The following is a 21,180-nucleotide window of genomic DNA, read 5'->3' as shown; positions in this document are numbered from 1 at the left end:
GGATTTCTCCGTCGTAAAGTAAAGTTAACTACATAAAAGTATTAGGTGCCCGATTAGGGAGAATAGGGAATAAAGTGAAAATCTTTAGCGGTCCCACCACTGTAAAAGTGAGTTTCATAGAGAATGCCACTGGAACTATTCCGGGAAGGTTTTATGGAATGTTGATCTTGAGCCAGGAGACCTGCCTACTTACTTGGAATTATATAGGCGATGGAAAAGTCTGTAGTTTATTCGTAATGGAATAAACTGCAGACTTTTTTTATTTTCCTATTGAATAAAAAACAAAAGGAGAATTGAAATAATGCAATTATTACAAGAAACAATGGAAAAAATTCAAGCGGTTGATCAAGAGATGATGGGTAAAGCAAGAGAACGTGTTGATGCCCTTAGTAAACCACCCCAAAGCTTAGGAAAACTAGAAGCTCTTGCTATCCAACTATCTGGGATTACGGGAGAGCTATTCCCTAATATTGATCAAAAGGCCATGATTGTGATGGCTGGAGATCACGGTGTTTATGATGAAGGTGTTACAACAAATCCGCAAAACGTAACTGTTTTTCAAACGTTAAGTTTTCCTAGAGGCTTAACAGGTGTATGTGCGATCGCAAACATTACCAACGCCAAAGTGGTCCCAGTAGATATTGGTGTAAAAGAAGATCTTCCTACAGATGCTGGAGTCATGATAAAGAAAGTAAAATACGGTACTGATAATATGGCAAAAGGTCCTGCAATGACGAGAGAAGAAGCAGTACAAGCAATTGAAGTTGGTATTGAAGTAGCAACTGAAGAAATTAAAAAAGGAGTTAATTTACTTGGTACTGGTGAAATGGGAATCGGCAACACAACTCCGAGTGCGGCGATTTTATCCGTTATACATGATTGCGATCCACTTGAAGTAACAGGATTTGGTGCAGGTGTGGGTGCTGGAGGAATTGAGTACAAAGCAGAGGTTATTCGTAAAGCCATTGCATTAAACAAACCGAATCCACAAGACCCACTTGATATTTTAGCGAAAGTCGGTGGATTAGAAATTGCAGGAATGGCGGGTGTCATCCTTGCCGCTGCAGCTAATCGCGTTCCAGTTGTAATTGATGGCTATATTTCAACAGTAGCTGCTTTAATTGCTTACAAACTTGAAGCCAAAGTAAAAGAATATGTAATCCCCTCTCACGCTTCTGAAGAACCAGGTGCAAAAATTGCCGCTCAATTACTAGACATTGAACCGATGTTGCATATGAATATGCGTCTAGGTGAAGGTTCTGGTGCAGCCTTAGCTTTCCCTATTCTGGATGCAGCATGTTCGATGATGAAAAACATGGCGACCCTTGAAGAAGCAATGCTACTTTTAAAGTAACTGGTTCGGATAAAAAAAGGTTATGGATTTGGTATACCTTAAAGGATCAAGTAAAATTCTCTATAAAATTTGGATATTTCACCTTATTTGATTTGAATCCACAACTTATTCGTAAGATTTGACAATCCTTTCTTGACATAATCACTCTCTCCTTCTCTCATATTAAGTACTGAAGGAGATGATGAGATGTCAATTTTTGATCATAAGAAATATAGAAGTAATGGCCAATCGAATAAAGGTCAAGGGAAACAAGGAAATCCGATAAAATCCTTAATAAAGAATGTTGAAGAGATTGCGAAAGAATTTTTCCCTACATCGAATAAATCGAAGAGTTCTTCTAACACACCTTCTGCAAAGCCATCGACAAACGCAAATACTAAAGGTTTAGAAGCACTTGCCAAACAGTTTTTACCTAAAGACGTTGTAGAAGAAATCGCAAAAGAGTTTGTCCCAACATCGAATCAAAATCAATCGAAAAGTTCTTCTAATACAACTGCTGGAAAGTCATCAGCAAACGCAATCCCTAACAATCTTGAGCAACTTGCAAAGGAAGTTTTACCTAAAAATGTTGTAGAAGAAATTGCGAAAGAATTTGTTCCTTCTAACGGGCAAGCAAGTAAGTCCTCTAACAAGGCTTCTTCCAGTCCGGCGAAATCAAAACCGAAGAACCAGGAAGAAATTGCGAAAGAGTTTGTTCCTTCTAACGGGCAAGCTGGTAAGTCCTCTAATAAGGCTTCTTCCAGTTCGGCGAAATCAAAACCGAAGAACCAGGAAGAAATTGCGAAAGAGTTTGTACCTTCTAACGGGCAAGCTGGTAAGTCCTCTAATAAGGCTTCTTCCAGTTCGGCCAAATCAAAGCATAAAACTCAAGAAGAAATTGCAAACGAGATGAAAATGATGTAGAAAAGAAAAGACTTCAGATCCCTCGCCCAAAAGTAGTAACTTTTGGGCAATCTTTTATTTTATTTACTATTATCATCATTTTATACTAAGCAGTAGGATTTTCTACTAAAGCCGGTACGCGAACTCGCTCATAAATAACATTATTGGAGGAATCAAATGACAACTCAAATCAAAGTCACTCATACTCTCAATGCCCCACGTGAACTTGTGTTTAAGGCATTGACTGAATCAGATCACTTAAAAAACTGGTGGGGGCCAAAGGGATGGACATTCGAGGTTTCCAAATCAGATTTCCGTCCGGGCGGTGTTTTTCACTATAGCCAGAAACCTGCTGATGGCAATAAAATGTGGGTTAAATTTAAATATGATGAAATGATTGCACCAGAGAAAATTGTTTACACCAGTTTCTTCTCTGATGAAGTAGGGAACACTGTACGTGCCCCCTTTGACGCAAATTGGCCTATGGAAATCATGAATATCATTACACTAACCGAAGACGAAGATAAAACAACGATTACAATGGTTGTGTCTCCCGTATCTCCGACTGAAGAAGAAATTAAAAGCTTCGAGGATTCAAAAGAGATGGCTCGGGAAGGTTATTCCGGAACCTTTAATCAATTAGCTGAATACCTAACAAAGATATAAGCAGTTAAATTAGCGTCAACAAAACACCAGCAAGTATGTGAAACCTAAGCTGTTTAGCTCCGGTTGTGTAATATAAATTATCAGCTTTTTAACAGCTTTTTAATCGGCTTTATAAACGAATATTTCTTCTTGTTCTATAAAGCCGTGTTGAATTATTTGTTATTCTTTTCCGGTAAACACTAAAATATTTAAACCCTCGTATGATTCCGGTGCTTCAAAATAATTCGTAACCTGAATAAACACCGCTTCCGTGTCAAAAGCTGCTCTTTCAGGTTGTTCGATACGCCTTTGTGCAATTTGACGTAAGCATTGCTCGTTCGTTAAATTAAGGAAAATTAGTTGATGGTTTGCATTGACCTCTGACGCTATTTCCAAAAACCATTTTCGCAGTTTTTGGGTGTTCGCTGGAAAGTCCATCACGACATCCGTACCGACACTTAATATGTTTTGGACATGCTTTTTCACCAACGGCTTAAGCTGTGCTGAAAATTTTAGATAGTCGTCAAATGATGTGATCTGCTTGGGATAAAGCGATTCAAGCCATTCATCCTCTGACAATAGTACTGCATGCTTATCTATTGCCACTTGTTTTGATTTAGTGGACTTCCCTGCCCCCATCTTCCCACAGAAAAAATATAACGTCCCCAATTGTTTCATATTTTTTATCTCCCTGAATTTAGTGGTGTTGTCCACCTTGTAAAACTTATGTTTCTTGATTGAGATCATAACTGAATTGTATTGAATTAAATTGAATTCAGCAGCTTGTTAGCTAATTGAAATGCGCACAATTGTTAGTTAGCTAAAAACTATTTATTTTCTTTATCGGTCCATAAAACTTTGTATAAAAATGCGAGTTCAGTTTCTTCTATACCCGGGGGTAGTTCCCCATTTACGACCCCACTTGAACGTAGCTCGTTTTTAGTAGTGCCTAGCCACCCTGCTAAATAAATAGGTTTATTTTTTTCTAAAGTTATTTTTTCGTCGATTAGCTTACTGAAAGAATAAGTAGTCATGTTACTTGGATAAAACGTTGTAGCAAGGCCAGAAGGTATACCATTGATCAGTTTTAAAGAAGGGTCTTCGTCTGTACTGTCACTTATTCCAAAAGAAATAAGGCTGTCTTTATATTTTGTTTCGATATCATCCCAAGACTTTAGTAACTCCGCTTTCGCCTTCCCATTTTCAAACACCTCTACTGAAATTTGCAAATCATCCTCTTCTTTCAATGTACCATTCAGCTTAAAAAATTCAATTTGCTCTACACCCGTTTTACTAATGAGTAAGCTTTCCTGATCACTCATGGTGTAAGACTCAATGGTTAGTTTCGTATTTGATGGAGATTTTTCTACATCCGCGCACCCTGTTAATAACAAGGTAAACATTATAAAAAAGTAGTAGCCTTTAAAGTGCCGCATTTTCGCTCCCCCAATTAATATGTTTCATTAAATTATTTCAAATTATCTCCACTTTCACAATAAGCCTTTACTCCGTTAAATGGTGGCCGATTCTCAAGTATGTGCCCGACTTTGGGAGTAATCCTATCTAATTAAGATTTCTTTTTTAAAAATAGTTAAATAGAGTTGAATTCTATTTTATTTGCAAGAAGTTTATCATTCCTTAATCCCCTTACGAGAAATCACAAGCTTACTTTTTGTAAGTCAATTTACTTGCAAACTAGTTTGAATCATCTAAAATTAACAATAGTTAGATATATATAGGAGGATTTTATTATGACAACATTTCAAGCAAAAGATTACCGTACAGCTGAACACGAAATTGCAGACTTATTTTTAAATCGTTGGTCTCCACGTGCTTTTGCTGACAAACCAGTAGCAGACGACGTATTAAACCGAATTTTCGAAGCAGCGCGTTGGGCACCTTCTTCAGGTAACAACCAACCGTGGCGCTTCATTGTCGCTAAAACAAAAACTGATCTTGAAAAGTTCCATCCAATCCTAATGGAAGGAAACATCGTATGGGCTAAAAATGCACCAGTGTTAGCAATAGTAGTTTCAGATAATACAAAAGGTTCAAATGAATTTGATGCTGGCGCGGCTTGGGGATTCCTGTCATTACAAGCAGCTAAAGAAGGCTTAATCACTCACCCAATGAGCGGTATTTACAAAGATGTGGCGAAGGAAGTATTAAACATTCCTGATAACTTCGATGTACACTTAGCCATCGCGATTGGTTACAAAGGTGATAAAGAAATGCTTTCTCCCGAATTACAAGAACGAGAAATACCATCAGGTCGCCGCCCATTAGAAGAAATTTTATTTGAAGGTTCATTCAAATAGTCTTTAGGTAAATGAATAATCCTAAAACAAGCCGTTCAGCTTTTATACTGAACGGCTTGTTTATGTTATGGGTACCTCTGTTAATTTAGCGTTTAACTCTTTTTATTTTGAAGTCGGCCTTCAGCAATCAAATGTGCCTCTATAATAATTTGCTTCGTTTTTTCTAAATTGTCGCCCATTGGATTAAGCTCATATGATGTGCGGTTTTTTCTTAGTTCATAAAACCTTCAAATACAAAAAAAGAAGCACGATTAAGTGCTTCTTAAAGAACTGAATTTTATTTGTTTAACCCTTTTTCATGCAATTTATAAATAATAGCGGCCATTTGCGCTCTTGTTGTGAAATCATTAGGGCCAAATCGTCCATCTTGATAGCCAGACATAATTCCTTCTTGTTTCATTGTTTCAATCGCAATATATGCCCAAAAGTTATTGTCGACATCTAAAAATGAATTCATAGGATTATTCACAGATTTGCTATAAAAACCAGCACTATAGAAGATTTGTGCCATTTGCGCTCTTGTTAAAATGGTATTAGGAGAAAAACGTCCATCGCCAACACCATTCATTATTTTATGTTGCGCAACTAAACTAATCGGATTGAATGCCCAAAAGCCTTTATCCACATCACTAAATGAAATTATTTCATTTGTTGGCGTCAGCGCTAAATAGTTACTAATAATTGTAGCGGCTTGAGCTCTTGTTAAAGAATTATTTGGTTTATATGTTCCATTAGAATATCCAGAGATCCAACCCTTTTCTGCTAAGAACATAATTTGTTTTTCAGCCCAATGTCCCCTTACATCTCTGAATCCTCTATAATCAAAGCGGGATAAATCCTGTTCGTCAATTATTGAGCCTACCTTTTTTCGGTAATATTCACCGCCCAAATGGTTATATCCGGCATTGGCAATATCGTAAGCATATTCTTTAGATGCTTGTTCCAAACTCCATCCACTTTTAATTCTTTCTTCATAATTTGATTTGGCGAAACGATATCTCTGATTCAATAGCAAGTTACCTGCTAAATAATTAACCGCTTCTTTATAAGAATCGAACGCACGATACCAGTTATCTCTTCTTTTGCTTTCATCGTATATTTTTCGGTCTTGTCCATAATCTGCTAAAACAGGTACCGCTTCATAGTCTTCATCGGGTTGTCCCTTTAGTTGCCACGCAAACTCCGGATTATATCCCCATACCTTTATTCCAAAAATATTATTCGCATTGATCGCTATTCTTGTTGTTCCATATCCGCTTTCAAGAATGGCCATTCCAATAATAGCACTAGCAGGGATCCCCCACTTTTCATTTGCTTCCACTGCATATTTAGAGATTTCGTTTATAAAATCTTCTTTCATTTCGTTTGATGGAACACCGTATATCGATAAATAAGCATAACTATTTCTTCCTAGCTCTTCATCTTCAAACGGTAAAAGATTCACCCTAGCTGCACTTGAAGTCAACGGGATAATATTTGTAAATAGTAACAAAATGATAAGCGATATCCCTATTCTTGTTGTATTTACCAAATACACAACTCCTTTATATTAATCTTATATTCTCAAACTATCATAGCAGTTTTTTATTAATGATAAATGATAATTTGATATTTTAGTACTACTAATTCATGGATGTATTTCCGAGCTTTGCATACCCTAAAATTCCTATATCCCTAAACAAAAATAAACCACCATTCATCCCGTTGGATAAATGATGGTTTATTACTTTAGACCTATTATGTTCTATGGAGTTTAAATGGCCTATTTATGTAAGAAAGTGCAGATTCTTTGTTTAGGAATCGCGCCCTCTTATGGAGCATTCTACTTATCAAAATCTTTAAATTCATCAATATAGAAAGCTACATAACCACAGTTTGGGCATACAGATGCTTTTGCCTTTGCGGAAATACTATTGAACATTCCTTTACGTTTTTGAGTAATCTTAATTCCAGAGAAATCCCCTTCAACACTTACTTTACAATCCTTAATCATTTCAGTTTGGCATTGATGACAAATTCTTTTCATTCCTTCATCCCCCCTATTGTCTAATTTAAAGCGATCTACTTCGTTATCCCAAGAGGCGACTGCTATATTCAATGAAATGGCTCTTCTCTATAGAAAAAGCACAATTCTTGTTGCAGAAGAATTACACCCTTGGTTGTTGATCCGCTTACCCAAGTCTAAGAAGACATCTTTAAAGTTAGAGATCTAATTCATGTAAAGTCTCGTTCAATTTTTGATTTTCTCCGCCAGCTCTAAAACGATCCCTTCTGGCCCATGAACGAAGCATAACTTATAAGCATTTCCGTAGTTTTGTATGTCAAAAAATACCTCCGTGCCCTTCTTTTTCAATTTGGCCACAATGGATTCAATATCTTCAACTGCAAAGGCAATATGATTTGCAAAAGATTGCTGAATTCCAATATCTGACGGCGTATGGAATTTGACCAACTCCAAAGCTGCCTGGCCATCTGGCATCCCTAACATGACAATGGTCGACTTCACATTAGTAAGCCCAATAATCCGTTCTGCCCACTTTCCATCCACTTCTGCTTCCCCTAGCACATCCAGCCCAAAATCGATAAAAAACTCTTTAGCAGCAGAAAGGTCATTTACAATGATCCCTACATGATCTATTTTATGTATCTTCATATCCATACCTCCTTCTAATTTTTGAAATACTTATACATTAACTTCTTTAGTGATTGTGTTGTTGTTTTAACTAATGCCGGGCAGTTGGATACCACGCCAGTCACTTACATTGCATTGGCCATGATTATTCCACCCCACAGCCATCACCGTACGATCAGTTTTAAGCCCGACAGTATGAGTATTACCTGTGTTCGTTGCCATATGAACATTACCAGCCGTGACCGCTACAATATTGCGCCAGCCATTTACATCACATTGGTCATATTTATTACCACCTACTGCCAATACAGTACCATCTGACTTAATCGCAACAGTATGACGGCGACCAGCTGCTATCGTTTCTTTGGGCCAGCGTTTTACTTTTAACTCCGCCTCTTTTGGTAAGATGTGATCCATGTTTGACCTCCTTGAAAAAGGAACCTTTTGTAATAATGGGATTATATCTACTATAGTTTACTTCATTAACAGGCCCTTACCCTAAAAAGGGCACAATTCTTTCTACAGAATCGCGTCGATTGCGGTAATCGTTTTATCAACTTACTTTTGTTTAAAGACGATCGTATAGGAGAACTGGAGAAACTTTTTATTTATACGCAAAGATTCCTTTATCAAGGATGGCTTCAGATGTTTCAGCGTTTAATAACTTAAAGTATACTCCGCCTTCTACCTCCCACCCGACAAACTGAACTTTAGTGTCAGGATAGCAAATGCTTCTCATTTGAGCGGAAATTCGGGTTATTCTTTCTGGTTCATTTGGAATGATTGCTTCAATTCCCATTCTGCAAGCAAATCCAAGTGAACATAACCCCTGCATGAAAGGAACTTGAAAACCTGCTTCTTTTGCTAACTCCGGATTTACATGTATATGATTGGTATCCCCTGTCAGTCGGTAAAGAATGTTCTGAGTCTCACTAATATAATCAGAAACAACGTAATCTGGTTCACGATCTGGAATTACCACTGTACTCTTTGGAGGTTTTTCTCCACCAAATCCGCCCTTAGCAAAAATGACCGTACTTGAAATGTTCGTGCAAACCAAATTTCCTGCTTCATCGTAAACCTTCAATTCTGTTTTAACAATAATCCCCTTATCTTTTCCCCGGTCATATATATTCGTTATCACATCTTCAAATATAAAAGAGCCTTTAATAGGATCTATGGTTTGATGCATGATTAATTCATGTTCCATATGAAGAAAGGTTAGTGGCACTCCTAATTCCCTTTGTAACTCTTCCACGACCATAAGGGATGCAGGATATGGAGTAGGTCTTTGAGGTGTCGTATTTATTGCGTTCCAATAAGGGATGGCTCCATATGTAGGGATTGCTTTCATTTCTTTCTCGTAATAATAGTGTAGATCTTCTTTATGGGCTCCTACTGCCAGTGCATATAGAGCTATGTCTCTCCAATTGTATTCTAACTTTCTATAGCCACCACTGAGTCCAATATATTTTTCAACATCCATTCAGATTCCGCCTTTCAATAAATCTTCCATAACTGTTATTTACCTTAATAAAACTTAAAACAAACCTTCTCCTATATTTATATCAAATTTCCAATCTTGCTTTTATGTATTTGATATAAGAAAAAGGCACAATTCTCGCTACAGAATTGTACCTATATAGATTAGATTTCACAGTGCTTAGAAAATGATTGGAAAAGTAAAAATAACGAAGGCTGCCCAAAGTCCGTAAACCGGCAAATACTTTGTAACGGCATCTTGGATCGTTGAAGGTCCAGTTTTGTTTTGTAGAAAACGAATATAAGAAAGCATAATCCAAATTAGATTTGCGCAAACCAGCACGTTTACTCCTAGAACAGCAAGTCGATTCGGACTAATTCCATAAGAAGAAAGTCTGAACACGATGGCTGACAGCGCCACACTGTCGATAATCAGCGCAAGAACAATTAAAGCAACATTGATATAATCCGAAATGTTCTTTTTCTCGTCTGAGTCGCTCTCGGTAATGGAAAATATCGTAACGGCCAATACACCAAGGAGTATTCCGTTGAAGGCGATCAGGAAATCGCGGTCCAAGAATGGATTTTTTCCAACCCAGAAAACTGTGATCAGATAGACCACCAATGTGATGAGGACAAGCGGACTAAAAATTTTAGCTATAAAGGGTGTAATATTTTTAGCCAGTTTAAGATTCATGGATACCAGGTATGCAGCCACAATAGCAAGAGCAGCAGCACCAAATAAAACGACATTACTAAAATAAAAGTCTTCTATATTGAGGCCAACAAAGCTAAATAATTGCATAGTTAATGCTGCTAGTACCATTCCGCTAACGGCCATGCTGGCGTAGAGAATACAAAACTCCAAATTAAATTTAATATAGGCTAATCTTGTACTGCCTTTTGAATATTCATTTCCTGCAAAAGCCAGCCCTACTAATACCCATAAGAAGATCGGAAGGTGTAAATAAGCAAGGATCATACTGTCAGTGTAATTTAATGGCAGCATATTAATATAAAATCCGGAAATTAGGAACAACGCTGCAATGGTATAAATAACACTTTTTTTCGGATTATTATTGTAAATAAAATAGGCAGCAATAAAGGGAATTATTCCAAAAGCCAGGTTAATTGGAGCAATTGCTTCCTGTTCAACAAAGTGGAAAATAATCCTCGTGATGATCCCAGCCAGAATAGCTAAAATACCCATGAATATGAAACCTTTTTGGCACAAGGGAGATTTTTCTGTTGTATTTGCCGTCTCTTTAAAATGCAATCTTTCATACCAAACACCCAGAATCGGGGAATCAGGATTTTGTTCCCATGCGTGTGAAAATGACTTGTTAAAAGCTTTCGGGTCTTTTCTATACATTCGCTCCAGCTCATGGGGGTTCGCCATATTTTCAGTAATCAAATTGTTCATGTCCATAGTTATACCTCCTCTAATATTTGTTAAATAAAGTTTCCTTTTAAAAAAATTGCCAGACTGACTTCTAAGGGCTTGCTAAATAAAGTGAATCATGGAGGCGCTTTTGCCTTTCTTTTTAAAGGTTCGCCATCTCTGGAACCCCAAAAATGAACTGAGCATGAATTGGGACCCCTAAAAAAAGCTGCTCACTTATTTATTTCGATTTTGATTTTAATATAAAATTTATCGTTTTACAATAAACTTTTATTAATTTGGGTAAAATTTTTATTGCATCGTTAGTTCTAAGAAAAAGAAAAGGCATTCCTCATTTAAAGAAATGCTCTAAATCTTCAACCTATAAAATTTATAATTTGTACACTAGCCTAGTCGTTAATTTAAGTGCAGATTTTCAAGACCTCTTGTGAATTTCAATACGAATGCCATTCAACAACGTGACCACTATTTGAATCAACGAGTTAGCCCTGCATTGTGATTAAAGTGGGACAAGGAACCTGTCCCCCCTGTCCCAGTAACTGGGACAAGACCCTCCTGTCCCGATTATTTCACTTTAATTACAATTTTCCCTTTGGCATGATTTGTTTCACTTAATTCATGTGCTTTTTGTAATGCTTCTGCTGAAAAGTCAAATACACTCCCCACTTGAGGCTTTAGGATTTCTTTCTCAAGTAATTCGCCTAATTCACCCAGCTGTTTACCATTTGGCGTTAACCAATAGGAGCTTGCGGTAACTTGATGCTTTTCGATTAATGCTGGGTCGGGTTGTCCCGTAATCGTGACGAGTCTGCCACCAGGTTTTAATATTGTGAAGCTTTTATTTAAAATATCGCCACCCATTGTATCAATGACCACATCATAATCACTTAATTCTTCTTCAAATTGTTGGGTGCGGTAATTAATGAATTCATCTGCTCCAAGCTTTTTTACGTATGCTTCATTTTTTTCACTTGCTGTTGTAGCAACATAGGCACCTAAATGTTTGGCCATTTGGATCGCCAGGCTTCCTACTCCCCCAGCTCCGGCATGGATGAGTACTTTATCACCCTGTTTGACTTTTGTTTGGTCCACTAAACATTGCCAAGCGGTTAGGCCTGCTAATGGAATCGAGGCAGCTTCTTCAAATGTCAGGTTACTCGGCTTTTTAGCAAGTAATTCTTCATCCACAGTAGTGTATTCCGCATATGTACCTCTTGGGGTCGTATCCGGTCGCGCAAAAACTTCATCCCCAACCTGAAAATTCTTTACTTCATCTCCCACTTCCACAATCTTTCCAGCAACATCCCAACCGAGAATTATAGGGAAAGTCCAATCAAGCATCCCCTTCAAATACCCAGCTCGAAGCTTCCAATCAATAGGATTAACAGACGTTGCATAAACCTCAACAAGTACTTGGTTTGGCTTTATTTCCGGTTTCGGTAGTTCCCGTTCTACTAACACATTTTTACTACCATATTCATCAATCACAACAGCACGCATTAAATAGCACTCCCTTAAACAAATATATTTAAACTTAGTATTAGTTTCCCCCTAAGAAGTTATTCCTTCCCTAAGATTATGAGGAAACTAACTTTAAACTTAAACAAGAACTTATTGATATCCTTGAAATCCTCACCTTTTCTTATCCTCAGTTTCTTAAAAATTGTAAATTTTCAGATGTCACTAGTATAATAGAATTTATAATTGCATTTAATTTTGTAGCTCTGTAGAAACGAGGTAAATTCAACGTGACTAGAAAAATTATTAATTTAGCTATCGGAAAACCTAAGGAATATAATTGGAATAATAGAAAAGAAGTTTCTGGCATAGGAAAATCAGCTGTACAAGCTTTTAAGGTAGAGAAACTTGGAATCGTTGATGATGATGTTGCAAATCACAAATTTCACGGGGGACCAGACCGTGTAGTTTGTATGTATCCATTCGAACATTACTCTTATTGGGAAGAGGAATTTCAAAGAAAGCTTATATTACCTGCTTTTGGAGAAAATATTACCGCAGCAGGTATGACAGAAGAACAGGTATGTATTGGTGACATTTTTAAAATAGGAGATACTATTCTTCAAGTAACACAAGGAAGGGTACCTTGTGTTACGATCTCCAATTATAACGAGGAAAAAGGTTTTTTAAAGAAAGTGATTGATACAACACTAACCGGCTACTTCTTTCGGGTATTGGAAGAAGGAACTATTATGTTAGATTCAGAAATCACACTTTTAGAAAAACATGAAAAAGAAATATCCGTTTCTTTTGCTACACAAATTCTTTTCCACCAAAAGCAAGATAAAGCATCAATTGAAAAAATATTGACTGTTGATGCTCTTGCAGAGGAATGGAGAAATAGGTTTTTAAAATTGCTATAATTCTTTCATCCCAACGAACGATAACGCGAAAACCTAGCCTATAGTGCTAGGTTTTTTGTGCTTGCCTATCAAGTTCGAGCGAAATTCCCACAAACCACTACAACAATTCTCCTGTAAATTGAGAGCTCATCCTCTGAAAATGCGCCATATTATTAAAAAAATAAATGCTGTAAAATACTCATTTTATTTTGTTAAAGTTATTTATTGGTGATCATGAAAAAACGAACGCTTATCCTTTAACAAGAATATCGTTCGTCTGTTTGAGATTTGGAAATTCAAATCGATTATTTAATACTCCGGAGGTAGGACTCGAACCTACGACCAATCGGTTAACAGCCGATTGCTCTACCACTGAGCTACTACGGAAAGATTTTATGGCCTATAACTTATCCAATTATTAAATCCCGAATAACGCACTTTATGAAAAAGTAACATTATTCAGGATTCAGATGAGAGTAGTCTTCCAACTTCTCTAATCTATAAAATGGTTTTATTAACGATTGTTATTGTTGTTTTGGTTGTTATTGTTGCGGTTGTTGTTATTGTTGTTGTTGCGGTCAAAGTTTAAATCTTCAGCAAACTCCTCACGGTTGTTACGGTTGTTTGCATCATTATTTTGACGGTTGTTGCGTTGGTTGTTGTTGTTGTTGTTTTGTGCCATGTGTTCTCTCACCTCCACAAAAAATAGCATGTGAAGGTAATGGCTTTTTTATTCTTATTCTTTTTCTTTTTTAGTGAAAAACTATTAAGAGGATTTTTTAATTGCATTAATCCTCAAAAAAAATTTGCCCAGCGTGTGATGGTAAAGGCGTTACTGCATTGGACAAACATGACTTCACTTAACTCCAAATGACAAACCAGAGCAGATTTATTCGATGAAGCTTACTGTCAATAGATAAAGAGCCAGCCCCATTAGGACTGGCTCTTTTCGATTCGTTTTTTGTAAAGGCATTTGAAATGGAAATTCAAATGCCTTTGATCGAAACTGGGACAAGGTGCCTGTCCCCCTGTCCCTATCTCTTTTTGATAAACAAAATAATATCAATATATAATGCGGTCATTTCTTGAGGGGTTTTGTCTAGCCCATTTTGGACCCATTGTTCAATTAGGCCTAAGAAAGCTGATGTGATAAAGGATAAAAAGTATTCCATTGGGACTTTTAAATTGGCCGTGAAGCTTTCATTTTTCTCTAAGTTAAATCGCACCTTTGTTGAAACGGCATTTTTAAAGCGAATGTGAAAGCCCGCTCTTCCATGATCGCTTAAGAATATCTTAAGCATTGGCGCGTGTATTTCAATAAAACTAAATAATGTAGCGGCTAACTGCTCTTGTTCTTTTTCAAAGGTTTGGGTAGATGAATAACGAGATTGCAGTTCATCGATATGTTGGCCTAAATCCTCAAACAACTGTTGTTCTATTTGATCGAGCAAATCGAATTTATCTTGATAATGCAGATAGAAAGTTCCGCGATTGATTTGTGCTGTCTTCGTAATGTCCCCTATTGTGATTGATTCAAATGATTTACTCTCCAAAATTTCCATAAATGACTTTTGAATCAGCTGTTTTGTTTTTCTATTTTTTTCAGTATAAACGCTCATTACATCCACTCTTCTCAGTAAAATCCAACAATATGTTCACTTTTGTTCATTGCTTAGTGTACCCCAACATTATAAGATATTCACGTACTACTAAACAACCTGTTGAAAATTGAGAAAGGATGATCTCCTTGAGATTATTTAAAGAAAAATTAGCGTGGGCTGCTCCTATTGCTGTTATATTAATCATCGCTTTATTCTCGGTAAACTTATTCGCACAAGGCAATCCACAAGTAAGAAATTTACCTGTTGCATTGATTGTAAATGATGAAGGCGAGCATGTGGACACTGTTAAATCAGCAATCGAACATATGAGTAAAGGTACTGATGATGAAGAGCCGATGTTAGCTTTTACAAGTGAAGACGAAGCGGATATTGAAGATTTATTTAAAGACAAAACATATTATGCGGCATTAGTCATTCCTGAAGGCTATAATAATGCCTTACAAAATACGTTGACTGACAACACGCCAGCAACTTTACAAGTTTATATTAACCAAGGTTATAACATGACGGGTGCGAACTATGCAAAGACTGCTTTAAACGGTTTCATTACGCAATTGAGCAACCAATATTCTACAAACTTTATTGCGCAACTGAATGGTCAACAAATTGATGCGGACCAAGCAGCTGTACTTGTAAATCCAATTGTTTCTGAAGAAAAAGTATTTAACGCCATTACAGCTTCTACTGCAAACGGTAGTGCCCCTACGTTAATGGCGGTGCCTGCTTGGGTAGGTGCGTTAATCGGTGGGTTCGTTTTATTCCTATCTACATCGGGCATTTTGAAAAAGGAAATGTTAACTCGCAAACAGACTTTACGCTTAATGGGCGGCCAAGTGTTATTCGGGATTATTATCGCCCTATTCTCAGGATTTACCGTGGCAACGTTAGGTAAGGTCGCGGGTATTAATATGCCTAGTTACTTCTTAGTTGGTTCGTTCGTATCCTTTGCAGCGTTCTGTTTCTTCTTATTAGTATCAGCAGTTACGGCATGGATTGGTAAACCAGCGATTACGTTATTCATGGTTGTGATGTTATTAGGTATGGGGGTTCTCATGACGCCAAAAGAAATGCTACCAGATTTCTTCGTCACATTCATTCGCCCTTGGGTTCCAATTCGCTTTGCTGCGGATGGGTTACGTGAAATTTTCTACTTCGGTAGTGGCTTCTACACTGGTGGGTCGTTCATGACGATTTTAGGAATTGGACTTGTAGGCTTAGTGATTTATATCCTATCTATTTTCAAACCAGTACGTGCACCAAAAACTGATACGGAATAAACAATAAACTAAAAAGACAACCGGGGAATGCTTAGAATTCCTTGGTTGTCTTTTTATGATGTTGTGCACCCCTTAATAAGTATAAGTGCGGTTTTTTCATATACGTTTATAATAAAGAAAAGGTGGTGATATGCATGCTTGAAGAAGAAATCCAAGCGCAAGTTATTAAAAAGTTAAAACAACATGTAAATCCCGACTTCATTATCCTATTTGGCTCTTTTGCAAAAGGGACCGCGCATGAAAAGAGCGATCTGGACCTTGCGTATTTCAGCAACAAGCAGCTATCATCCTATGAACGGTTTGAACTTATCGGGGAATTAGCTTTGCTTTGTGGGCGTGAAGTGGATTTAGTGGATATCAAGCAAATCGACACTGTGTTGACGATGCAAATTTTTGAGCATGGAATTCCACTCTATATTCACAATGAAAATGAATTGATACGCCAAAAAATGCGTGCATATAGCATGTATGCAACATTAAGCGAGCAACGTGCAGTCGTCATTGATGCAATTAAAGAACGAGGAAGTGTATTTTGCGGTGAATGAAGTCATTTTAAATAAAATGACCTACGAGCACTTCCCTAGCTCTTTTCTATTGTACCCACTACTATCTACCTAACTTCACTCGATGATAAACCCTCATAATGGTAAGAACACATCCAATGATAAAAGCCAGCACCAAGAGTATCATCGCAGACGGGAAAAGACCGAACGCATCCTTCATCGTTGAGCTGTTATTTTGTAGATTCGGAACAATAAATAGTAGCCAGCCCACCCCTATAACTGGAATCAATTGTGGAATTAACCGCAAATAAAATCTCCAGGATGGCTGTTGTTTTCGTTTTTCTACCCATTTTTTACTTCTTACGATTCCTCTGACCCCTAAAATTAGATAAATCAATGTGACGCCACCAAGTATGAAGTCAATAATTTTAGGCGTTGGGGCTTTCAATTCGGGTTCTTGTCCTTCTGTTAGTTGGATAATCCCGGAACTAATTTCATAGGAATGTTCGAATGTCGTGGTGAAACTATTGAGTAAAGCAGCAACGGCATAGCCACTACTTGGAACGATGTCTTGTTGAGATTGGAATGTTGAAAGCGAACCACTATGAGAAATCCGTGCTGGTTTAATAGTTGGAGAGCTTAAGGACCAACCAAGCCCATATTTTTCACTGCCAGGTTGTGGAGAATACGACTCCTTTAGTAACGCTTCAGATAATAACCGCTCCCCTTTTTCATTTACTCCACCGTTCGTATGCATGGATAACCATTTCCCCATATCACTCGCTGTCGTAAAAATGCTTCCCGCCCCACTAAACATTTGTTCAAGCTCTGTCCACGGCATCGCGGTACCAAATAACGTAACATACCCACGAGGAATCCCTAACTTCCCCACAATCTCCCCTGAGTTTACAGCAGAAATGGAGTCATTCATTCCAAGTGGTTGAAATACATTTTGTGTGAGGTAGTCGTTAAACGTCATTCCACTGATTTGCTCAACCAAATAAGCTAGCGTCCAGTAGTTTGCATTGCTATACGAATATTTTTGCCCAGGGTCTGCTTGTAGTTGCCAATCATGGAAACGACCTACCCCTTCTTTAGGGGTACTTGCCGGACCTACAATGGTAGGATTCGGCAGTCCCGATGTGTGGCTTAGTAATTGGCGAATCGTTACCTGTTGCCATCTTTCATCGTTTAATGTTAGCTCCGGAAGATACGTGACAACCGGTTCATCTAGTTTAATTCCCCCCCGGTCCACCAATTGTAAAACAGCAAACGCAGTGAATGGTTTCGTACCAGAAGCAAGCCCAGTTTTGGACTTGGCGGTTAGTGGGTTTCCATTCGAATCATGACCAAACCCTTTTTCGTAAAGCACCTTCCCATCCTTCACAATGACAACAGCTGCACCAGGCAGTCCATTTTTATAAATATAATTCGTCACATATTCATCAACATCTGCTGGATCGAAGGATTTTGCCGCGACGGCTAAGAGTGGAACCGACCATAGTTGTCCGAAAAGTATTATCAGTAGTAGAAAAACACAACTTATTTTCTTACACATAACCGATCCCCTTTCTAGATTAAATCTTTTGCTATTTTCCTACGTCTTTTGTAAGCCTTCCCCTCTCTTCATTGCTTTTAGTACGATTCACATGAATAGGATGAAATTGGTAAGCACAAAAGAATTTCTTTAAATTGGAAAGTTGCTTTATGTATAACACTAAAATAATCCTACTTATGTTAAACTTTTAGTAAACTTCTATTTCCATTTTTCTCCTTATAACCGAATGTTATATTTTAGACAATTCGATTGTTCGCTAAGAAAGAGATTTCTGTAGACTATTTAGTAAATCGTTACAACTAATGATTAGGGGTGTTTACGATGAACATAACTAGGGAGTTCCCTGTTATAGAAACAGAGCGATTGGTATTAAGAAGAATTACAGAAGCCGATGCAGGTAGCGTGCTTAGCTATCTTTCGGATGAAGATGTCATGAGATATTATGGTTTATCCCCTTTCCAGACAATTGATGATGCACTCGCAGAGATTGACTGGTACGACAAGATCTTTTCGGAAGAGACGGGAATCAGATGGGGCATTACGATCAAAGGGCAAGATGAAGTGATTGGCAGTTGCGGATTCCACCGGATGGTTTCGCAACACCACCGTTCAGAAATTGGCTTTGAGTTGAGTAAGACCTATTGGGGACAAGGATTCGCCAGTGAAGCTGTAAGTACTATTTTGAACTACGGTTTTGAACATCTGCATTTAAATCGAATCGAAGCACTGATTGAACCTGCTAACCTATCGTCGCAAAAGCTAGTAATAAAACATGGTTTCCTAAAGGAAGGTCTATTACGGAGCTATGAATATACCCGTGGGAAGTTTGATGATTTGTTTATGTATTCTTTGTTGAAGCGAGATTTTATAATCCTGTAGTAATAGATATTGATTCAAAAAGAGAACCTCAAAGTTCTCTTTTTTTATTTTAGAACAAGTTTACTATACGAAATTAAAAACCATTGTTTCGGCTAGTCGCTATCGCTTTCATCAAAGTGGCCAATCAATTTACTCAGACGCTAGTTATGCTCCAACACAATCCTTATTTAACTCACCACCCCTTCTCACCTTTACCCCCTGCCCGCTTCACCAGGATCCCCAAAATAAGAATCATAAGAAGTTGATTTATCAAATATTCAAAAAATTCAATTGACTGTTTAATGATGTCGATGTTAAATTTAAATCAGGTTTTCCGATTAATAAAATAATTTTCCGCATAACGGAAACGGAGGTATTTTACATGTCAACTCAAACTTCAACTAGTTATTGCACATCCATGGTGAACTCCCTACAAAGAGTCATTGTTAAACACCCAAATGATGCGTTTATTAGTCAGAAGCACTTAAGTGAGAACTGGCAAACATTCAATTATATTGAAGAGCCTAATTTTGAAGAAAGCTTAAAAGAATATGGTGAATTTCTTTCCATCCTAGAAAAGCATGTACCTAGCATTGATTTTCTCCCGCAAACAAGTCGAGTAGGATTGGATTCCATTTATGCTCATGATCCAGTCAAGTTCACTAAAGACGGAGCAATTATCTTAAAGTCTGGTAAAGAACTCAGACAACCTGAAGCTCAAGTTTATAAAGAATATTTAAAAGAAAAAGGAATCCCAATCATCGGAGAATTAACTGGTGATGCCGTATGTGACGGCGGAGATATCGTTTGGTTAGGAGAACGCACACTTGCTGTAGGTTTGGGTTATCGAACAAACTTAGAAGCTATTAATCAATTAAGAGAAATCACAAAAGATCTAGTTGATGAGTTCATTGTTGTACAGCTTCCACATGATCAAGGAGAAAGTGAGTGTCTTCACTTGATGTCCTTTATTAGTATGGTTGATCACGATTTAGCAGTTGTGCACTCTCGATTAATGCCTGTTTTCTTTAGACAGTTATTAATTAAACGCGGCATTAAATTAGTCGAAGTGCCAGACGATGAGTATCTGAAATTAGGATGTAACGTTCTGGCTTTAGCTCCAAGAGTATGTGTTATGGTCGCTGGAAATGAAGTGACAAAGAAACATTTGTTAGATGTGGGTGCTACGGTTTACGAATACACAGGAACTGAAATTAGCTACAAAGGAACAGGTGGCCCTACTTGCCTAACTTGCCCGGTTGTTCGGATTTAAGAAAAGCGAAGGCGGCTCGTCCACACCCGACAAGCGCTGGAGACAATACCGGTGAAGGCGCTTTTTTGCCTTCGCTGGTATTGTCGAAGCGACCTCGAGGGTGTAGCCGCCGCAGCTAGACACTGTTCAAAATTTGAAATTTTATTTTAAGAAACTGTGCTATCCACTACCCCATTAAACTTGATAAATAGAAAGGAAGATTAATTATGTTAAAAAATGAAACTCAAAAAACGTTAGAAGAAATTACGTTTAAACATGTCATTGTTAAAACTCCAGGAAAAAGCTACGTGAACGGATTAACGACTTCTGATTTAGGAACACCCGATTACGATCAACTGTTAGTTCAACATGCCGCTTATATTGAAGCATTAAAACAATGTGGTGTGGAAGTCACTCACCTAGCAGCCAGTGAAGATTACCCAGACTCTACGTTTGTTGAAGATACAGCCGTTTTAACTAAGGAATTCGCAGTTGTATCAAATCCAGGCGCGGCATCTAGAAATCAAGAAATCGTTGAAATGGAACCTGTGTTAAAGGAATTCTATGACAAAATTTATCACATCCAATCTCCAGGTACTCTTGATGGCGGTGATGTTCTTCAAGCTGATGATCACTTTTATATTGGGATTTCAACACGTACGAACGAAGAAGGTGCTCGCCAATTAAAAGAAATTTTAGAGTCTGAAGGTTATAAAGCAACCATTGTTCAACTAAAAGAGTTCTTCCATCTAAAAACTGGAATCGCGTATCTTGGCAATAACAAAATGGTTGTGGCTGGGGAGTTTATTGATCACCCTGATTTTGAACAATATGTCAAAATCATTGTTTCCAAAACGAATGAATACTCAGCAAATTGTATTCGCGTCAATGACTATGTGATTCTTCCAAAAGGATACGATGAAACAAAGCAAAAAATTGAAGATGCAGGCTTTAAGACAATTGAGCTTGAAATGACAGAATTCCAAAAACAAGATGGCGGGTTAAGCTGTTTATCACTACGTTTTTAATAACCAA

The 21,180-nt window shown here is 37.6% G+C and carries 22 protein-coding genes, 1 tRNA gene, 1 pseudogene and 1 riboswitch; of the genes and pseudogenes, 10 read left to right on the top strand and 14 right to left on the bottom strand.

From position 1 onward, the window contains the following. Positions 1-26: 26 nt before the first annotated feature. Positions 27-203: riboswitch (cobalamin riboswitch) on the top strand. Between the two features lie 98 nt (positions 204-301). The 3 genes from cobT (at position 302) to JOD29_RS12050 (ending at position 2,902) form a co-directional block, all read left to right on the top strand. Then, on the top strand, positions 302-1,354 hold the full coding sequence (gene cobT / locus JOD29_RS12060) for a nicotinate-nucleotide--dimethylbenzimidazole phosphoribosyltransferase (protein WP_124765310.1): 1,053 nt from the start codon (positions 302-304) through the stop codon (positions 1,352-1,354). Between the two features lie 186 nt (positions 1,355-1,540). Further along, positions 1,541-2,257, top strand: coding sequence for a hypothetical protein (locus tag JOD29_RS12055; protein WP_124765308.1), 717 nt, complete (start codon positions 1,541-1,543; stop codon positions 2,255-2,257). Positions 2,258-2,413: 156 nt separating this feature from the next. Next, the gene (locus tag JOD29_RS12050) at positions 2,414-2,902 is read left to right on the top strand and encodes an SRPBCC family protein (RefSeq protein ID WP_124765306.1); all 489 of its coding nucleotides are present in this window, start codon (positions 2,414-2,416) and stop codon (positions 2,900-2,902) included. Positions 2,903-3,061: 159 nt separating this feature from the next. Here the strand turns inward: JOD29_RS12050 and JOD29_RS12045 are convergent, their stop codons facing one another. Then, positions 3,062-3,559: a P-loop nucleotide/nucleoside kinase family protein gene (locus JOD29_RS12045; protein ID WP_124765304.1), complete on the bottom strand. Its 498-nt coding sequence runs from the start codon at positions 3,557-3,559 to the stop codon at positions 3,062-3,064. 149 nt (positions 3,560-3,708) lie between these two features. After that, positions 3,709-4,284 (bottom strand): hypothetical protein, encoded by a 576-nt coding sequence (locus JOD29_RS12040; protein ID WP_239585692.1) that lies wholly within the window; start codon positions 4,282-4,284, stop codon positions 3,709-3,711. Between the two features lie 348 nt (positions 4,285-4,632). Here JOD29_RS12040 and JOD29_RS12035 point away from each other — a divergent pair, with 348 nt between their 5' ends. Further along, on the top strand, positions 4,633-5,199 hold the full coding sequence (locus JOD29_RS12035) for a nitroreductase family protein (protein WP_124765300.1): 567 nt from the start codon (positions 4,633-4,635) through the stop codon (positions 5,197-5,199). 277 nt (positions 5,200-5,476) lie between these two features. Here JOD29_RS12035 and JOD29_RS12030 read toward each other — a convergent pair whose 3' ends face one another. The 7 genes and pseudogenes from JOD29_RS12030 to JOD29_RS12000 all read right to left on the bottom strand — a co-directional run bounded on the left by JOD29_RS12030 (position 5,477) and on the right by JOD29_RS12000 (position 12,215). Next, positions 5,477-6,730 carry an S-layer homology domain-containing protein gene (locus tag JOD29_RS12030; protein WP_124765298.1) on the bottom strand — a complete coding sequence of 418 codons (1,254 nt, stop codon included), beginning with the start codon at positions 6,728-6,730 and terminating at the stop codon, positions 5,477-5,479. Positions 6,731-7,021: 291 nt separating this feature from the next. After that, the gene (locus JOD29_RS12025; protein WP_124765296.1) at positions 7,022-7,225 is read right to left on the bottom strand and encodes a nucleic acid-binding protein; all 204 of its coding nucleotides are present in this window, start codon (positions 7,223-7,225) and stop codon (positions 7,022-7,024) included. Positions 7,226-7,429: 204 nt separating this feature from the next. After that, positions 7,430-7,852 carry a VOC family protein gene (locus JOD29_RS12020; protein WP_124765294.1) on the bottom strand — a complete coding sequence of 141 codons (423 nt, stop codon included), beginning with the start codon at positions 7,850-7,852 and terminating at the stop codon, positions 7,430-7,432. 87 nt (positions 7,853-7,939) lie between these two features. Further along, a pseudogene (locus tag JOD29_RS12015) lies at positions 7,940-8,248 on the bottom strand (chromosome condensation regulator); the annotation flags it as partial. 187 nt (positions 8,249-8,435) lie between these two features. Further along, a complete protein-coding gene (locus JOD29_RS12010; RefSeq protein ID WP_124765290.1) occupies positions 8,436-9,317 on the bottom strand; it encodes a MaoC/PaaZ C-terminal domain-containing protein in 882 nt (293 codons plus the stop codon). Between the two features lie 177 nt (positions 9,318-9,494). Continuing rightward, positions 9,495-10,742 carry a DUF4153 domain-containing protein gene (locus tag JOD29_RS12005; RefSeq protein WP_124765288.1) on the bottom strand — a complete coding sequence of 416 codons (1,248 nt, stop codon included), beginning with the start codon at positions 10,740-10,742 and terminating at the stop codon, positions 9,495-9,497. 537 nt (positions 10,743-11,279) lie between these two features. Next, on the bottom strand, positions 11,280-12,215 hold the full coding sequence (locus JOD29_RS12000) for an NADP-dependent oxidoreductase (protein WP_124765286.1): 936 nt from the start codon (positions 12,213-12,215) through the stop codon (positions 11,280-11,282). Positions 12,216-12,463: 248 nt separating this feature from the next. On the opposite strand from JOD29_RS12000, the gene JOD29_RS11995 reads away from it, so the two are divergent. Next, complete coding sequence (locus tag JOD29_RS11995) at positions 12,464-13,096, top strand: MOSC domain-containing protein (protein ID WP_124765284.1); 633 nt, start codon at positions 12,464-12,466, stop codon at positions 13,094-13,096. 294 nt (positions 13,097-13,390) lie between these two features. Here the strand turns inward: JOD29_RS11995 and JOD29_RS11990 are convergent. The 4 genes from JOD29_RS11990 to JOD29_RS11980 all read right to left on the bottom strand — a co-directional run bounded on the left by JOD29_RS11990 (position 13,391) and on the right by JOD29_RS11980 (position 14,694). Next, positions 13,391-13,462 (bottom strand) — tRNA-Asn (locus tag JOD29_RS11990). Between the two features lie 127 nt (positions 13,463-13,589). Beyond that, complete coding sequence (locus JOD29_RS11985; RefSeq protein ID WP_192894226.1) at positions 13,590-13,757, bottom strand: hypothetical protein; 168 nt, start codon at positions 13,755-13,757, stop codon at positions 13,590-13,592. 207 nt (positions 13,758-13,964) lie between these two features. Continuing rightward, positions 13,965-14,090 carry a hypothetical protein gene (locus tag JOD29_RS20615; RefSeq protein WP_275579651.1) on the bottom strand — a complete coding sequence of 42 codons (126 nt, stop codon included), beginning with the start codon at positions 14,088-14,090 and terminating at the stop codon, positions 13,965-13,967. Between the two features lie 19 nt (positions 14,091-14,109). Further along, on the bottom strand, positions 14,110-14,694 hold the full coding sequence (locus JOD29_RS11980) for a TetR/AcrR family transcriptional regulator (RefSeq protein WP_124765282.1): 585 nt from the start codon (positions 14,692-14,694) through the stop codon (positions 14,110-14,112). Positions 14,695-14,822: 128 nt separating this feature from the next. Between JOD29_RS11980 and JOD29_RS11975 the strand changes: the two genes are divergently transcribed. Further along, positions 14,823-15,974, top strand: coding sequence for a YhgE/Pip domain-containing protein (locus JOD29_RS11975; RefSeq protein ID WP_124765280.1), 1,152 nt, complete (start codon positions 14,823-14,825; stop codon positions 15,972-15,974). A 134-nt stretch (positions 15,975-16,108) separates the two neighbouring features. Then, complete coding sequence (gene mntA / locus JOD29_RS11970) at positions 16,109-16,519, top strand: type VII toxin-antitoxin system MntA family adenylyltransferase antitoxin (protein WP_124765278.1); 411 nt, start codon at positions 16,109-16,111, stop codon at positions 16,517-16,519. A gap of 61 nt (positions 16,520-16,580) precedes the next feature. Here the strand turns inward: mntA and JOD29_RS11965 are convergent, their stop codons facing one another. Continuing rightward, the gene (locus JOD29_RS11965; RefSeq protein WP_124765276.1) at positions 16,581-18,035 is read right to left on the bottom strand and encodes a serine hydrolase domain-containing protein; all 1,455 of its coding nucleotides are present in this window, start codon (positions 18,033-18,035) and stop codon (positions 16,581-16,583) included. A 327-nt stretch (positions 18,036-18,362) separates the two neighbouring features. Between JOD29_RS11965 and JOD29_RS11960 the strand changes: the two genes are divergently transcribed. From JOD29_RS11960 to JOD29_RS11950, 3 genes are all read left to right on the top strand, one after another. Continuing rightward, complete coding sequence (locus JOD29_RS11960; protein WP_192894229.1) at positions 18,363-18,914, top strand: GNAT family N-acetyltransferase; 552 nt, start codon at positions 18,363-18,365, stop codon at positions 18,912-18,914. A gap of 361 nt (positions 18,915-19,275) precedes the next feature. Further along, positions 19,276-20,166, top strand: coding sequence for a dimethylarginine dimethylaminohydrolase family protein (locus JOD29_RS11955; RefSeq protein WP_239585691.1), 891 nt, complete (start codon positions 19,276-19,278; stop codon positions 20,164-20,166). Between the two features lie 206 nt (positions 20,167-20,372). Further along, positions 20,373-21,173, top strand: a complete 801-nt coding sequence (locus JOD29_RS11950) for a dimethylarginine dimethylaminohydrolase family protein (RefSeq protein ID WP_124765272.1) — start codon at positions 20,373-20,375, stop codon at positions 21,171-21,173. Positions 21,174-21,180: the final 7 nt, after the last annotated feature.

Origin of the sequence: Lysinibacillus composti (genome assembly GCF_016908465.1) — a bacterium.
GTDB lineage: Bacteria > Bacillota > Bacilli > Bacillales_A > Planococcaceae > Ureibacillus > Ureibacillus composti_A.
The sequence above is the reverse complement of the archived record's forward strand: the minus strand, read 5'-3'. Positions and strand labels throughout refer to the sequence as shown.

Bases quoted from the DNA above. Each gene is read 5' to 3' on its own strand.
- cobT (WP_124765310.1), top strand. From the start codon at position 302: ATGCAATTATTACAAGAAACAATGGAAAAAATTCAAGCGGTTGATCAA.
- JOD29_RS12025 (WP_124765296.1), bottom strand. From the start codon at position 7,225: ATGAAAAGAATTTGTCATCAATGCCAAACTGAAATGATTAAGGATTGT.
- JOD29_RS12035 (WP_124765300.1), top strand. From the start codon at position 4,633: ATGACAACATTTCAAGCAAAAGATTACCGTACAGCTGAACACGAAATT.
- JOD29_RS12020 (WP_124765294.1), bottom strand. From the start codon at position 7,852: ATGAAGATACATAAAATAGATCATGTAGGGATCATTGTAAATGACCTT.
- JOD29_RS11965 (WP_124765276.1), bottom strand. From the start codon at position 18,035: ATGTGTAAGAAAATAAGTTGTGTTTTTCTACTACTGATAATACTTTTC.
- mntA (WP_124765278.1), top strand. From the start codon at position 16,109: ATGCTTGAAGAAGAAATCCAAGCGCAAGTTATTAAAAAGTTAAAACAA.
- JOD29_RS11980 (WP_124765282.1), bottom strand. From the start codon at position 14,694: ATGAGCGTTTATACTGAAAAAAATAGAAAAACAAAACAGCTGATTCAA.
- JOD29_RS12050 (WP_124765306.1), top strand. From the start codon at position 2,414: ATGACAACTCAAATCAAAGTCACTCATACTCTCAATGCCCCACGTGAA.
- JOD29_RS11955 (WP_239585691.1), top strand. From the start codon at position 19,276: ATGTCAACTCAAACTTCAACTAGTTATTGCACATCCATGGTGAACTCC.
- JOD29_RS12005 (WP_124765288.1), bottom strand. From the start codon at position 10,742: ATGGACATGAACAATTTGATTACTGAAAATATGGCGAACCCCCATGAG.
- JOD29_RS12040 (WP_239585692.1), bottom strand. From the start codon at position 4,284: ATGTTTACCTTGTTATTAACAGGGTGCGCGGATGTAGAAAAATCTCCA.
- JOD29_RS11950 (WP_124765272.1), top strand. From the start codon at position 20,373: ATGTTAAAAAATGAAACTCAAAAAACGTTAGAAGAAATTACGTTTAAA.
- JOD29_RS12055 (WP_124765308.1), top strand. From the start codon at position 1,541: ATGTCAATTTTTGATCATAAGAAATATAGAAGTAATGGCCAATCGAAT.
- JOD29_RS12010 (WP_124765290.1), bottom strand. From the start codon at position 9,317: ATGGATGTTGAAAAATATATTGGACTCAGTGGTGGCTATAGAAAGTTA.
- JOD29_RS12000 (WP_124765286.1), bottom strand. From the start codon at position 12,215: ATGCGTGCTGTTGTGATTGATGAATATGGTAGTAAAAATGTGTTAGTA.
- JOD29_RS12045 (WP_124765304.1), bottom strand. From the start codon at position 3,559: ATGAAACAATTGGGGACGTTATATTTTTTCTGTGGGAAGATGGGGGCA.
- JOD29_RS11985 (WP_192894226.1), bottom strand. From the start codon at position 13,757: ATGGCACAAAACAACAACAACAACAACCAACGCAACAACCGTCAAAAT.